General features: G+C 65.1%; 13 protein-coding genes. 9 read left to right on the top strand and 4 right to left on the bottom strand.

What is annotated here, in order from left to right; all coding sequences use genetic code 11:
* The first annotated feature begins 10 nt into the window (after positions 1 to 10).
* Genes JGU72_RS12190 through JGU72_RS12165 form a run of 6 tightly spaced genes read left to right on the top strand, consistent with a single transcriptional unit; the run spans position 11 to position 5,428 of the window.
* Positions 11 to 379, top strand: a complete 369-nt coding sequence (locus JGU72_RS12190; protein ID WP_199684157.1) for a DUF2784 domain-containing protein — start codon at positions 11 to 13, stop codon at positions 377 to 379.
* A gap of 2 nt (positions 380 to 381) precedes the next feature.
* Positions 382 to 1,641, top strand: coding sequence for a CoA transferase (locus JGU72_RS12185; RefSeq protein WP_307828406.1), 1,260 nt, complete (start codon positions 382 to 384; stop codon positions 1,639 to 1,641).
* A 10-nt stretch (positions 1,642 to 1,651) separates the two neighbouring features.
* A complete protein-coding gene (locus JGU72_RS12180; RefSeq protein WP_307828405.1) occupies positions 1,652 to 2,692 on the top strand; it encodes a nucleoside hydrolase in 1,041 nt (346 codons plus the stop codon).
* A complete protein-coding gene (locus JGU72_RS12175) occupies positions 2,689 to 3,564 on the top strand; it encodes an amidohydrolase family protein (protein WP_307828404.1) in 876 nt (291 codons plus the stop codon). The genes JGU72_RS12180 and JGU72_RS12175 overlap by 4 nt, the downstream gene beginning before the upstream one ends.
* A 50-nt stretch (positions 3,565 to 3,614) precedes the next feature.
* Positions 3,615 to 4,631 (top strand): Dyp-type peroxidase, encoded by a 1,017-nt coding sequence (locus JGU72_RS12170; RefSeq protein WP_199684155.1) that lies wholly within the window; start codon positions 3,615 to 3,617, stop codon positions 4,629 to 4,631.
* A complete protein-coding gene (locus JGU72_RS12165) occupies positions 4,628 to 5,428 on the top strand; it encodes a family 1 encapsulin nanocompartment shell protein (protein ID WP_199684154.1) in 801 nt (266 codons plus the stop codon). The genes JGU72_RS12170 and JGU72_RS12165 overlap by 4 nt, the downstream gene beginning before the upstream one ends.
* Here JGU72_RS12165 and JGU72_RS12160 read toward each other — a convergent pair.
* Positions 5,425 to 6,645 carry a PucR family transcriptional regulator gene (locus JGU72_RS12160; RefSeq protein WP_199684153.1) on the bottom strand — a complete coding sequence of 407 codons (1,221 nt, stop codon included), beginning with the start codon at positions 6,643 to 6,645 and terminating at the stop codon, positions 5,425 to 5,427. The two genes, JGU72_RS12165 and JGU72_RS12160, sit on opposite strands and share 4 nt — an antisense overlap.
* Before the next feature lie 170 nt (positions 6,646 to 6,815).
* On the opposite strand from JGU72_RS12160, the gene JGU72_RS12155 reads away from it, so the two are divergent.
* Positions 6,816 to 7,829 (top strand): alpha/beta hydrolase, encoded by a 1,014-nt coding sequence (locus JGU72_RS12155; protein WP_199684152.1) that lies wholly within the window; start codon positions 6,816 to 6,818, stop codon positions 7,827 to 7,829.
* A 63-nt stretch (positions 7,830 to 7,892) separates the two neighbouring features.
* On the opposite strand, the gene meaB is transcribed toward JGU72_RS12155, so the two are convergent.
* Genes meaB through JGU72_RS12140 form a run of 3 tightly spaced genes read right to left on the bottom strand, consistent with a single transcriptional unit; the run spans position 7,893 to position 13,013 of the window.
* Positions 7,893 to 8,879, bottom strand: a complete 987-nt coding sequence (gene meaB, locus JGU72_RS12150; RefSeq protein ID WP_199684151.1) for a methylmalonyl Co-A mutase-associated GTPase MeaB — start codon at positions 8,877 to 8,879, stop codon at positions 7,893 to 7,895.
* A complete protein-coding gene (gene scpA, locus JGU72_RS12145) occupies positions 8,872 to 11,130 on the bottom strand; it encodes a methylmalonyl-CoA mutase (protein ID WP_199684150.1) in 2,259 nt (752 codons plus the stop codon). Before scpA ends, meaB begins: the two co-directional genes overlap by 8 nt.
* Positions 11,127 to 13,013, bottom strand: a complete 1,887-nt coding sequence (locus JGU72_RS12140) for a methylmalonyl-CoA mutase family protein (protein ID WP_307828403.1) — start codon at positions 13,011 to 13,013, stop codon at positions 11,127 to 11,129. Before JGU72_RS12140 ends, scpA begins: the two co-directional genes overlap by 4 nt.
* Before the next feature lie 339 nt (positions 13,014 to 13,352).
* Between JGU72_RS12140 and JGU72_RS12135 the strand changes: the two genes are divergently transcribed.
* The gene (locus JGU72_RS12135; RefSeq protein WP_199684149.1) at positions 13,353 to 13,937 is read left to right on the top strand and encodes a hypothetical protein; all 585 of its coding nucleotides are present in this window, start codon (positions 13,353 to 13,355) and stop codon (positions 13,935 to 13,937) included.
* The gene (locus JGU72_RS12130; RefSeq protein ID WP_199684148.1) at positions 13,934 to 14,461 is read left to right on the top strand and encodes a hypothetical protein; all 528 of its coding nucleotides are present in this window, start codon (positions 13,934 to 13,936) and stop codon (positions 14,459 to 14,461) included. The genes JGU72_RS12135 and JGU72_RS12130 overlap by 4 nt, the downstream gene beginning before the upstream one ends.
* The last annotated feature ends 4 nt before the right edge of the window (positions 14,462 to 14,465 follow it).

Here is a 14,465-nt window from a genome sequence, read left to right as displayed (position 1 = left end):
GGTTCCCGAGATGCTGTATCGATTACTCGCCGACGCGACCGTCGTCGTACATCTCGTCTTCGTCGGCTTTGTCGTGGTGGGCGGGTTCCTCGCATGGCGTTGGCGCGCATTGATTTTCCTGCACGTTCCCGCGGTCGGCTGGGGGTTCAGCGCCGTGCTGATCGGCATCGAGTGCCCCCTCACCGACTTGGAGAACTGGGCCCGCCACCATGCGGGTCAGGCCGGACTGCCGTCCAGCGGATTCATCGACCACTACCTCACCGGCGTCATCTACCCGGAGAGTGCGCTCGGACTGATTCGGATAGCGGTTGCAACGGCGGTCGTGACCTCGTGGGTCGGCTTCGCTGCGCTGACGCTCCGGCGGACACGGGTGGCGTAGGAGTGGCCTACCTGTCGGCGCATCTCCCTGTGCTTGCCCTTGCAGTGGAGTCGGTCGCGGTGTTCGAGGCTGCCGTGGATCGCTACCGGGTGGCCCTCGGCCTGGCGCCGGTGCAATCGGACCTGCAGCCGGGCAGGGTGGCCGCGTCTTTCCTCGGCGACCGGCTGATGCGGATCGACGGCGAGCCGATCTCCGGTTTCGCCGAACTGTCCGGATTCTTCGAAACTGCCGACGGCTGGATCCGCACGCACGCCAACTATCCGCATCACCGCGCCCGCCTACTGGGCGTACTCGGACTGCCCGGCGACGCCGACCGCGCAGCAACCACCCGTCGCTTACGGGGCCTTTCTGCCGACGCGGTCGAGAGCGACGCCGCGGGTGCCGGTGCCATCGCTGTGCGAGTTCGGACGGAAGCGGAGTGGGCAGCGAGCGCCCAGGGCCAGGCCGCAGCAACGGGTCCTCTCGTCGGGTCGACACCCCGAGCCGATAGCGGTAGCGCTGCGAATGCCGGAAGCGCGACCCTCGACCGCCCGCTCGACGGAGTCAAGGTACTCGACCTCACGCGTGTGATCGCCGGACCCACCGCGACGCGAGCGCTGGCGCTTGTGGGCGCCGATGTGCTCCGCATCGATGCGCCGCAATTGCCGGAAATTCCGTGGCAGCACCTCGAGACTGGACAGGGCAAGCGGTCGGCACTGCTCGATCTGCGGTCTGCACAGGACCACAAGAGGTTTCGGGATTTGCTCGCCGCCGCCGACGTGCTCGTGACCGGCTACCGGCCGGGCGCATTCGACAAGTTCGGGATCGATCCGGCCGTCGTGCGTCCCGGAATCATCGACGCCCGCGTCAGCGCATGGGGTGAGTCCGGTCCGTGGGCCGACCGCCGCGGCTTCGACAGCATCGTGCAGGCCGCTTCGGGTATCGCACTGATCGAGCGCGCCGACCCACCCGGCGCCCTTCCGGCTCAGGCGCTCGACCACGCGACGGGTTACCTGCTCGCCGCGGGCGTAGTCGATGGTTTGACCGACCGTGTGCGCGTCGGTCGGGGCACTGACGTGCGAGCCGCGCTCGCGCGCACGGCTGCCGACCTCCTGGCAGCACCCGGCAGAAGCGAGCAACCCGGTGAACCCACAAACCCGGGAGCGGACACTCTTGTCGAGCACGGCGGAATCCGCACTGCGCGACCGGCACTCGCGGCCTACGCAGACTTCCCGGCACCGGCACGGCAGTGGGGCGCCGATCCCGCCGACTGGGTGATGTGAGAATGCAACGGTGACAACCGCGCGAGTGATGGTCGACGTCGACACCGGGATCGACGATTCCCTTGCCCTGCTCTTCCTGCTCGCGAGTCCGGACGCCGAGATCGTCGGCATCGCGTCGACGGCGGGCAATGTCGCGGCACCCGTGGTCGCCGCCAACAATCTCGCCTGGCTCGATGTCTGTAGGGCCGGTCCGATCGAAGTTGCGCTCGGGTCGCTCACTCCCCTGGTCGTTCCGCTGGTCACGACCGAGGACACCCATGGACCACGAGGCATCGGGTACGCCGAACTGCCGCCGTCGGATCGTGCCTTGTCTGCGCGTTCGGCGAGCGACCTGTGGGTCGACGTTGCGCGCCGCCATCCCGGCGAGGTGACCGGCCTCGTGACCGGTCCGCTGACGAATCTTGCACTCGCGCTGAAAGCGGAACCGCAACTGCCGCAGCTACTCCGTCGCCTGGTCGTGATGGGAGGTGCGTTCCATTACGCGGGAAACACCACGCCGACCGCCGAATGGAACATTTCTGTCGATCCCGAGGCAGCGAAGGTGGTGTTCGACGCGTTCTCCGCCGCCGCGCTGCCGCCGATCATCTGCTCGCTGGACCTCACGGAGACGATCGAGATGAAGCCCGACCATGTTGCACGCCTCGCGCAGACGGCGGGAAGTGTTCCGGTCGAAGAAATTTCGGCCGACCATTCGGAAGCCACGCGTTCGACGGCTACCAACCCGATCGTGCGGCACTTCAGCGACGCGGTCCGGTTCTACATGAACTTTCACCGAGACCACGGGCAGGGTTTCCTCGCGCACATGCATGATCCGTTCGCTGCCGCAGTCGCGCTGGACCCGTCGATCGTGACGACCCGCCCGGTGACGGTGGATGTCGAGTTGACCGGAACGTTGACACGCGGGATGACTGTCGCCGACCTGACCGGCATGTGGGGCAGACCGCCGAACGCCGAGATAGCCACCCAGACCGATCCCGAGGCATTCTTCGATCTGTTGATCGAGCGCATCGGTTCCTGGGCGCGCACGCTCTATCCGCCGGTGGCGTCGTGAACTCCGACGCGACCGCGGTAGTCGAGTTCTGGCGCGAACTCGATTTGCCCGGACTGATCGACATCCATACGCATTTCATGCCTGACCGGGTGTTGCAAAAGGTGTGGGACTACTTCGATTCGGCCGGCCCCCTCACCGGCCGACCGTGGCCGATTCGCTATCGGACCGACGAGGACGCGCGCGTGGAACAGCTGCGCGAGTTCGGGGTTCGAGCGTTCACATCGATGATCTATCCACACAAGCCGGACATGGCCGCCTGGCTCAATGAATGGGCGGCCGAATTCGCCGCCCGCACACCGGATTGCCTGCAGACGGCGACCTTCTTTCCCGAACTCGGAGTCGAGAGCTACGTCGAACACGCCCTGACCGCGGGTGCGCGAATCTTCAAGTCGCACATACAGGTCGGTAATTATCACCCCGACGACCCGCTGCTGCATCCGGTCTGGGGCATGCTCGAAGACGCACAGGTTCCGATCGTCATCCACTGCGGTTCCGGCCCGGCACCGGGAACGTTCACCGGCCCCGATCCGATCCGCGCCGTCCTCGCCCGCACCCCGCGCCTGCGGTTGATCATTGCGCACATGGGAATGCCCGAGTATTCGGAGTTTCTCGACATCGCCGATCAGTATCACGGCGTATTGCTGGACACCACAATGGCTTTCACCGACTTCACCGAGGAAGGCATTCCATTCGGTCGCCACGAGCTGCCGCGGCTGCAGGCGCTGTCCGACCGGATCCTGTTCGGCAGTGACTTCCCCAATATCCCGTATCCCTACGTCGAGGCTCTGACTGCTCTGACGCGGCTCGAATTGGGCGACGAGTGGGTCCGTTCTGTCTGTTTCGCCAACGCAGCACGCATCTTCGGCATCTAGCGAGCCGAATGCATGCGCCGATCTCTCCGAGCGTGGCTAATGTGGTGGGCGTGGGCGAACCCCAGGCGATCATCGACCCGTTGACGCGAGCGGCTGTATTCCTCGTCGCCACCATCGACGAGGGTGGCGAACCGATCGTTCGCGATCTGCTCGCCGACGTGGCAGGCCTCGAACGGTCTGTCGGCTTTCGCCTTCCCGGAACCGGGTTGACCTGTGTCACCGCGATCGGATCCGCTGCCTGGGACCGCCTGTTCAGCGGGCCGAAACCACAGGAGCTACACGTATTTCCCGAGTTTGCCGGCGAGCGGCACCAGGCCCCGTCGACACCGGGCGATCTGCTCTTCCACATCAAGGCCGAATCGCTGGACGCGTGTTTCGAACTCGGGACCACCATCGCCGACCGTCTCGGCGCGGCAGCGACAATCGTCGACGAGACGATGGGCTTCCGGTATTTCGAACAGCGTGATCTGCTCGGCTTCGTCGACGGGACCGAGAACCCGACCGGCCGGGGCGCCTACTCTGCCGCGCTCGTCGGCGCCGAAGACCCCGAATTCGACGGTGGCAGTTACGTGATCGTTCAGAAGTATCTGCACGACATGGCGACCTGGAAGTTGCTGACCGTCGAAGAACAAGAAATGGTGATCGGCCGAACCAAACTGGACGACTACGAACTGCCGGACACGGTCAAACCCGTCGATTCACACGTCGCGAGGACGACGGTCATCGACGACAACGGTGACGAGCGGCAGATTCTGCGCGCCAATATGCCGTTCGGCAGCATCAAGTCCGGCGAATTCGGTACGTACTTCATCGGTTACGCCGCAACTCCTGCAGTGACGGAAACAATGCTGGAGAACATGTTCGTCGGTTCCGGCGACGTTACTCACGACCGGATCCTCGACTTTTCGACGGCAGTGACCGGCACTCTGTTCTTCGCGCCGGCCGTGGATTTTTTCGATGCTCTTCCGCCACCCCCGATTTCGGCAACCTCGGCAGTCCCCCACATACCGATGACGAACGGATCGCTCGACATCGGCAGCCTGAAAAGGAGCGTCACGTCGTCATGAACAATTTGTATCGGGATCTGGCACCGATCACCGCACCGGCGTGGACCGCGATCGAGGAAGAAGCGACGCGAACGTTCAAGCGCCACATCGCCGGTCGCCGCGTGGTCGATGTCTCCGGACCGCACGGCACCGACTTCTCTGCCGTGGGCCTCGGCCGGACGACGGCAATCGCGGCACCGGACACCGGTGTGGAAGCCCGCCAACGCGTCGTCGCGCCGCTCGTCGAACTCCGGGTTCCCTTCACGCTGTCCCGGGACGAAATCGACAACGTCGAACGGGGCGCGCAGGATACGGATCTCGACCCCGTGCGCGACGCAGCGAAGAAGATCGCGTTCGCCGAAGACAGGGCGATTTTCGAAGGTTATCCCGCTGCGGGGATTACGGGCATTCGCGCGACGTCCTCGTGCGAGTCGGTCCAGTTGCCCAGCGATCCGCGGCTGGTTCCCGAGGCGATTGCGCATGCGTTGAGCCAACTTCGGCTCGCCGGCGTGGGCGGGCCGTATTGCGTGCTTCTCAGCGCCGACCTCTACACGGTGGTCAGCGAAACTTCCGACCACGGATACCCGATCCGCGAGCACATCGGCCGCCAAATCGAAGGCGACATCATCTGGGCGCCGGCGATCGACGGTGCGTTCGTCCTCACCACACGCGGTGGCGACTTCGATCTTCAACTGGGCCAAGATCTCTCGATCGGCTACCTGAGCCACACCGCCGAAGACGTGCAGCTGTACTTCCAGGAAACCCTGACCTTCCTGGTCAATACCGCCGAGGCCGCCGTCGCGCTCGGGGCGAGCTAGGGGTCGATCGGCAGCGCACGATGGATTGTCAGTGCCGCCGCGAGCAGTCGTGACCCGTACGGGTCGCTGGGGTCGATACCCGTCAGGTCGGCCACCCGCCGCAGTCGATAGCTGAACGTGTTCGGATGTACGTGCAGTTCGCCGGCGGCCGACTTGCGGTCCAGGCCGTGCCTGATGTGTGCATCCAAAGCCTCCATCAGGTGTGGCTGCTCGATGACCGGTGCCAACTGTTCGATGATCAGGGCGCGCGCGGGTCCGGGTCGAGTGATCTGATACTCGAGCAGCATGTCCGAAAGCGTGTGCAGTCCGGTGCGCCGGCCGAGCCGCCGTGCGAGGTCGGCGACGTCGGTACTCTCCCGAACGGCGGCTGGGATGTCGGCATGCCCAACGGAATTGCATTGGGCGACATAGACGTCGACACCGAACCGGACCGCGAGCGTATCTGCGAGTGACTCGACGCGGGCTGCGCTCACCGCACCGGCGGGCAGCAACGCTGTCCCACTGACACCGTCGAAAGTGGTGAGAACAGGCCCGCCGGCGAGGTCGTCCAGCAGCTCCTGTGCCCAGCGCACCCACCGTCGCGTGACGAGCGTCGCGGCGGCATCGATCGGCGGATGTGTCACGCCCGCAATGATGGTGACGACGTCGTACTTTCCGGCCAACGTGACGCCGGCATGTGCTGCGAGTTCTGTTGCCGATTCGCCGCGCAGCAGCGCGGAGCACAACGACCGGCGTGCCTCACGCTCGGCACCGAACATCGATTGCTGAACCGAGCCGTATGTCTCCGCCGTTACCAAGCTGATCAGTTGTACATACGCGAGCATGTGCGAGCCGAATGCCGCGAGGTCGGCCGAATCTTCGGGTGCTGCCGATTCGCTGATCGCCGTCCAAAAGGTCTGAATTCCCCCGAAAAAGGCACCGATCACGGCTGTGAGCGGGATGCCGTCTTCAGCGAGGCGCGCGATGTGCACCTCGGCATTGCCCAGTTCCGCCCTGGTCACCGGCTTCTGTTCATAGAGGCCGCGGAGGAACAGTCCCGCTCCTTCGAGGGTGAGCGGAACCATTTCCTGGGCCGACTCGTGATTGGACAGCCGGACGGCTTCGGGCACAGCTGCCAGCGCCGCTGCAAACGCTTCCTCGGCGAGTTCGCGGAGCCGCGGGAGGACCCTGATGAATATCGGTGCGTCGGGCGCCAAGGGCGGTAGGTCATAAGCCATGGTTCGCATTGTCACGAGTAACAAACGACTGCGCAACATTCGTGCAATCCGCCTACAGACACGGATGGATTCGGGAGCAATACTTGTTTCTGACAATAGGCCGGTGCAGACGATGGCGTCTGCGCACCTGCGGGTTCCGCACGGCCGACACTCAGGAGGGCTACAACAACGTGGTTGCCAGTCGAAGCAAGCGTCCCAGCCAGGTCAGGCAGGCCCTCCGCGGGCATGGCCTCGCACAGAACAGCCTCGTCCGGAACGAATTCGCGGGTACAAGTCTGCAAGCGCGCGCATTGGATATCGGCCTGCGTGCCACGGTGAAACCCGCGATCAACATATGGGCGCTTGCGCCGAGTCTGCCCTGGCCCTACAAGGTCGTCGACCACGTCGGCCGCGCTCTGCGCTCTGTGCCGGGCACCAAACGGCGCCAGATCACGCTGCCGAACTGCCGCGCCGAGATCACTACCCCCGCGAACGTCCGCGGTGACCGGTACATGATCTACATGCACGGCGGCGCGTTCATCGTCGGTGGTCGCCACCTGCACTCCCAGCTCATCTCGCGCCTGGCGCGCGATCTGTCGACCGAAGTCATCGGCGTCGACTACCGGATGTTGCCGAAATTCAGCATCGACGACGGTGTCGCCGACTGCCTGGATGCCTACCGCCACGCGCTCGCCGAGGGCGTTCCCGCGGAGCAGATCGTGTTTGCCGGTGACTCCGCGGGTGCATACCTGGTCTTCATGACGGCGATCGTTGCCGGCGAGCAGGGCTTGCCGATGCCGGGTGCTATCGTCTCGATTTCACCGCCGACCGAGTTCGAACTCGGGACCAAGCTGGGTGCAGCCGCGAGCGACGCACTTTTCTCGAAGTACTTCGCACGCAAGTTCATGGGCTTCGTCGCCGCGCAACCGGTTGTGCCGCGTTCCCTCGTCGGTGCGAACTGCGCCGGATTGCCGCCGTCCCTGATCCAGGTGAGCAGCAACGAAATTCTGTATGCCGATGCAGAGCGGTTCGCCGGCGAACTCGGCCGCGCGGGAGTCTCGTGCGAACTGCAGGTGTGGCACGGCCAGGTGCACGTCTTCCAGGCCGCGGCGAGCATCGTTCCCGAAGCGGCACATGCGTTGTCGGAGGTCGTCGGGTTCGTCGACCGTACACTCGCAGCCAATTCAGCGGCGCGAACCGCGTAAGGACTGGGCTTCGCCCCTGTGCGCGGTCGGCGAGTCCATGGACTCGCCGACCGCGCACAGGGTCTACCCGTCGAAGGACTCGAGAATCCGCTCCGCAGCCAGTGCGGCGGTCAGCGATCCGTCGCGCACCTGATCCTCGACAGACTTGCGGATCGCCTTCACCTTCGGGTTGTCCGAAAGCCGGCGCAGCAGTTGATCGTTGACCATAGACCACGTCCAGTCGACAAGTTGCCGGCGCCGCTTCTCCTCGAATTCGCCTGCAGCGGAAAGCACTTTCTGGTGGGTCAGGACGGTCTCCCAGAACTCCGCGAGACCTGATTCCTCGAGTCCGCTCATCGTGAGTACCGTCGGCTTCCAGATGGCGTCGTGCGGATAGATCAGGCGCAGCGCACCCTGCAATTCCCTTGCCGCACTTTTCGCCTCGGTCAGATGCTTACCGTCTGCCTTGTTGACGGCGACGACGTCTGCGAGCTCGAGAACGCCTTTCTTGATGCCCTGCAACTGATCTCCCGTGCGGGCGAGCGTCAGGAAACAGAAGCAGTCGACCATATTGGCGACGGTCACTTCCGACTGACCGACACCTACGGTCTCGACGAGGATCACGTCGTATCCGGCGGCCTCGAGCAGCACGATCGTTTCCCGTGTCGCTTTCGCCACTCCCCCAAGGGTTCCCGAGGTGGGGGACGGACGAATATAAGCATCGCGCTCGACGGCGAGCCTGTTCATTCGCGTCTTGTCGCCGAGTATCGAGCCGCCGGTACGGGTCGATGACGGGTCGACAGCGAGGACCGCGACCCGGTGCCCCTGCCCGATCAAGCGCATTCCGAGCGAGTCGATGAACGTCGACTTGCCGACTCCCGGAACACCTGTGATGCCCACCCGGTGCGATCCCCCGGAATCGGGGAGGACCTTCAGCAACAGTTGCTGCGCCAGTTCGCGATGATCGGCGCGAGTCGATTCGACGAGTGTGATCGCACGGGCAAGTGCAGCCCGCTCGTTGTTGCGAACCGACTGCGCAAGCTGCTCGACATCGATTGCGGGTTTACTCACTGCGCAGCGAGTGCCCGAGCTGTGCCGCAAGCTTTTCGAGCAATCCGATTGCCGCATCGGCGATCACGGTGCCAGGCGGGAAGATCGCCGCCGCACCTGCCTCGTACAGCGCGTCGAAATCACCCGGCGGAATGACTCCACCCACGATCACCATGATGTCCGGACGGCCGACGTCGGCCAGCGCCTGGCGCAATGCCGGCACCAGCGTGAGATGGCCTGCGGCGAGCGACGACACACCGACCACGTGCACGTCGTTGTCGGCCGCTTGATGGGCCACCTCTTCGGGCGTCTGGAACAGTGGGCCGACGTCGACGTCGAAGCCGATGTCGGCGAACGCCGTTGCGATCACCTTCTGCCCGCGGTCATGGCCGTCCTGGCCCATTTTGGCAACCAGGATGCGGGGGCGACGCCCGTCTTCGTCGGCGAATTTCTGGACGAGTTCGGTTGCGGACGCCACGTTTCCTGCCTTTCCGACCTCGTCCCGGTAAACCCCACTGATCGTACGGATCTCCGCCTGGTGCCGTCCGTAAACCTTTTCCAGGGCGTCGGAAATCTCACCGACGGTCGCTTTCGCGCGCGCCGCGTTGATCGCAAGCGCGAGGAGGTTGTTGTCCATCCCGCCCTCGTCGGACGCCGCAGCGCGCGTCAACTCCGCGAGCGCCGCTTCGCACGCAGCCGAATCCCGCTCGGCACGAAGCCGTTCCAGCTTCTCGAGCTGCTCGCGTCGCACCTTCGAGTTCTCGACCTTGAGCACCTCGATGCTGTCGAGCTCGTCCGGAACGTACTTGTTGACGCCGACCAGCGGCTGCCGGCCGGAGTCGATTCGGGCCTGGGTGCGCGCAGCGGCTTCCTCGATGCGCAGCTTCGGAATGCCCTCGTTGATCGCCTGTGCCATGCCGCCCGCAGCCTCGACCTCGGCGATGTGTGCACGCGCTCGGTTGGCAAGCTGATGGGTCAGCCATTCGACGTAATAGGAACCGCCCCAGGGGTCGATCGGTCGCGTGGTACCGGACTCCTGCTGCAGCAGCAGCTGAGTGTTGCGGGCGATGCGGGCCGAGAAGTCGGTCGGCAGCGCGAGCGCCTCGTCGAGCGCGTTCGTGTGCAATGACTGCGTGTGGCCCTGGGTCGCTGCCATCGCTTCGACACAGGTGCGGGCGACGTTGTTGAAGACGTCCTGAGCGGTCAGGGACCAACCCGACGTCTGCGAATGTGTCCGCAGGGAGAGCGATTTCGCGCTCTTCGGCTCGAACTTGGCAACCAGTTCGCTCCACAGCAGACGACCGGCCCGGAGCTTGGCGACCTCCATGAAGAAGTTCATGCCGATGCCCCAGAAGAACGACAGTCGCGGCGCGAACGAGTCGATGTCCATGCCGGCATCGAGGCCCGCCCGGATGTACTCGACACCGTCGGCAAGCGTGTACGCCAACTCGAGGTCGGCTGTCGCTCCGGCTTCCTGAATGTGGTAACCCGAGATCGAGATCGAGTTGAACTTCGGCATCTTCGCGCTGGTGTACGCGAAAATGTCGGAGATGATCCGCATCGACGGCTTCGGCGGATAGATGTAGGTGTTGCGCACCATGAACTCTTTGAGAATGTCGTTCTGAATAGTCCCCGCGAGTTGCTCGGGAGACACGCCCTGCTCTTCGGCCGCAATGACGTAGAGCGCGAGAATGGGCAGCACCGCACCGTTCATCGTCATCGACACGCTGACCTGGCCGAGCGGGATGTGGTCGAACAACTGGCGCATGTCGAGGATGGAATCGATTGCCACACCGGCCATTCCGACGTCACCCTGCACGCGCGGGTGGTCGGAGTCGTAGCCACGGTGGGTCGCGAGATCGAACGCGACGCTGAGCCCCTTCTGACCGCCCGCGAGGTTGCGGCGGTAGAAAGCGTTCGAGTCGGCGGCCGTCGAGAAGCCCGCATACTGCCGGATGGTCCACGGCTGGTTGACATACATCGTCGGGTACGGACCGCGCAGGAACGGCACCGAACCCGGGTAGCTGCCGACCGGATACCCCTCCGCCGCAACGGCATCGCGATCTTCGCGGGTGTAGACCGGGCGGACGTCGATGCCCTCCGGCGTCGACCAGACGACCTCGTCAGCGGTGTAGTTGTTCGCTGCCGCGCCTGCGGCGATGTGCTCGGTCACCTGCTCCGCGGTGGGTGGCTTCGGATCCGAGTACCGGGTGTCGACGAGCGGAACCTCGGCGAAGTTGCCGATGGTGTGCTTGATTTCGCGCGTGGTCATGCCGCTCCCAAGGTGTCCAGCAGGCCGGAGAGAGCCGAGACTGCGTCGATTCGGGCTGTGAGAAAGACGTCCGGCCGGTCGGCACCCTCGGCGTGCGCGAAGGGCTTTTCCGGACCGGCGAGCAAGACCGTCGTGATACCCGCGGCACGGAGTGCGTCGACTGCTGGAACGCCATCGTCGACATAGCGCTTGTCGGACCCGCACAGAATCGCGACGGGCGTGCCCGCATCCGCGACGACGTGCCTGATCTTCGCCAGATCGAGCATGCCGGAGTTTTCCGTCTCGATTCCACCGGCAGCGAGCAGGTTGGCCGCAAAAGTGGTCCTGGCATTGTGCTCGGCGACCGGTCCCAGCGCGACGATCAGCACCTTGGGCCGAGAACCGTTGTCCGCCAGGTACTTGTCCGACCTGTCCCGCAAAGTCTCGAAGGCCGCGCTGTACCGCGCAACTCCGGGGAGTGTCGCGCCGGCCTCGGGCGGCAGTGGGTTCTCAGCGAGGTTCGGAAATTCGTTGATACCCGTGAGCGCTGTCTGGCGGTGCGCGATGTCGGACTCACGATCGGCTCGGGTCGCGGCGATGCGGTCCGCGATCGTTCCAGCGTCCAGTGCGGCGCGATAGCCACCCGCCGCTTCGATCTCCTGGAAGAAGGACCACGCCTTGCCTGCGATATCCGACGTCAGCGTGTCGATGTACCAGGAGCCTGCGCCCGGATCGAGCACGCGACCGAGGTGCGACTCTTCGAGCAGCAACAGTTGGGTGTTGCGGGCAACGCGCGCGGCGAACGTCTCTGTGACGTCGAGTGCGCCCGCCGGAACAGCGACGTCGAACGGCAGGACCGTCACCGCGTCCGCACCACCGACACCCGCGCCGAAGGCCGCGAGGGTCGTGCGCAGCATGTTCACCCAGGGATCGCGCTGTGTCATCATCGCCGCGGACGTGACGGCATGCTGCGGTGCGCCACCGGACTTCGGGGCACCACACACTTGCGCGATACGTGCCCAAACCTGGCGGGCCGCACGGAATTTCGCGATGGTCTGGAACTGGTCGTCGGTCGCCGCGTAGCGGAACTCGAGCTGGCCGAGTGCATCGGCGACGGGAATACCCGCTTCTGTGGTCAGTGCCCGGAGATATTCGAGACCGGCGGCGATCGCCGCACCGAGTTCTTGTGCGTCACTTGCGCCCGCGTTGTGAAAGACGGTTCCGTCGACGGTGAACGCCCGGACCGTCTCGGGTCGGCCGATGGCTTCGACTGCCAGTGTGACCGCGCTCGCCACATCGGTGTCGGGCGTGCCCGCGAACGCGCTTGTCAGCGGTGCGGCGCCGAGACCGACGGCGATGTCCGTGCGATCGGCAACTCCGTCTCCGGCGTCGGCCCGCTCGTCGAGCAGGCGAAAGAGCCGAGCGGCGACGGTCGCGACATCCTGGCCGGCATCGAGCGTGAGTGGCACGAGGTCGAGCAGCACGCCTGAAAGCGCGCTGTCGAGGTCGTCTGCCGCAACACCCGCGAGCCAGACAGCACTGACACCGTTCTCCAATGCGGAGAGAATGGCGCGATTCAGTGCGGCTGGGTCCGAATGGTTGTCGAAACGTGCGCTGACCTGCCAGCCCCGGTTTACGTCACGGGTGCGGTCGCGACCGCGCACGAACGGGAACTCGCCCGGCAGCGGGGTCTCTGCCTGTTCGTTGCGGGCCGTATAGAGGGGAGAAACGGTCACGCCGTCATAGGTCACGACATCGAGCAGCGTTTCGGGGTTCTCCGGTAGCTCACTGATATCTACCCTGCGTGCCTTCGCCAGCACGGCGGCCACTCCACGTTGCCAGGCGGCAAAATCGGACGGCGGATCTGCAGTTGCCTTGGTCTCGGGCTCTCGCACTGTCGACACTTGTGATGTCCCCTTGTCTGCTCCAGCGACGCCGCCGAGCACGGTCAGTTGGAATGATGTTAACCGTCGCTCCGCAGCCACTTTTCCAGGCCAGTGGCTACTCGCGAGTAGATTTTACCGATCTGAGCTGGCAAGTTCCGGATGGTGGACACGTGCGCGGCATACTCCCATGTGGGGCGTCGTGCGGAAATCCGGTGCGCTGGACGGTGGCCGACCACGGCCGCCGAACGGTCGAGTGTGATTCGTTGCACACTGCCAGTAGTCAAGTCGAAAAACTTGTTTTCGGTAAGTCAAGCCTGAGGGCTTGATACATACAGATCAAGTCGATAACCTTGACAAATGTTCGTACTGACCGTGGACCAACGAGGCAGCCGGCGTGACGTCGACCGCGTGGACGACCAACTCCGCGCCCTTGCACGCTATCGCCTCGTCCGGCCCTTCGAGCGCACTGCCGGCGACGAGATTCAGGGTGTCGCCGACACCGCCGACGTCGTCGTCGATATTGCCCTCGCTCTCGTCCGAGACGGGCACTGGAGCATCGGGATCGGGACCGGAAGCGTCGACGAGCCACTACCGACCACAACGCGCGCAGGGCGGGGACCGGCCTTCGAAGCGGCTCGCGCCGCCGTCACGCGGGCAAAGAACACCCCCGCGAGCATCGCAGTCGAAGGGCCCGATCCGACTGCGGCCGCCGACGCCGAAGCCGTATTGACGCTTCTCGCAATGCTGATCGGTCGCCGCTCGGCAAACGGGCACCAGGCAGTCGAGCAGATGCGCGCCGGACGGACTCAGTCGGAGGCTGCCGATAGGCTTGGCATCAGCAAACAAGCCGTGTCCCAACGGCTCTCCGCGGCGGGATGGCATGCGGAGGAGCCGGCGCGGTCTCTCGCCGAACGACTTCTGACGAAGGCAGACAACCTATGAACGTCCTCGCACTCGTGTTTCTCGGGATCGCGGCACTCTCGTCGGCCGCGCTCGGCTCGCGGCGAATTCCACTCTGGATCGCGCCGATCACCGCCGCGGTCTCGCTGTCGGCAGCCGCGATGTGCGCCGCATACGGCGATCCGATAACTGGTTTCGGAATTGCCGCCACGGCGGTCGTCGCCGTGACAGCGGCCGCGTTCGGCGGCGCCTCGATGGCGCCGGCAGCCTTCCGGCTCGCTCGCCGCCAACCGGCGGGATCGACTCCACCCACCGGCACTCCCGTCGCCAGCGGACCGCTGCGGGGCGGGCTGCTCATAGGCGTGCTCGAACGTGCCGCGGTCGCCGCGTCGATCATCGCCGCGAAGGGCCCCGAGGGCATCGCGATCGTCATGGCCGTCAAAGGCCTGGCCCGCTACCCGGAATTACGCGAGCCGACGGCGTCCGAGCAATTCATCATCGGCACCTTCACCAGCGTGCTCTGGGCGGTGGCGGCCGGCGCCGTCGGACGCGGGATGCTGAGCTGACCCG

It is taken from the genome of Antrihabitans auranticaus, from assembly GCF_016481275.1.
Taxonomy (GTDB): Bacteria; Actinomycetota; Actinomycetes; order Mycobacteriales; family Mycobacteriaceae; genus Antrihabitans.
This window is presented reverse-complemented; position numbering and strand designations above follow the sequence as displayed.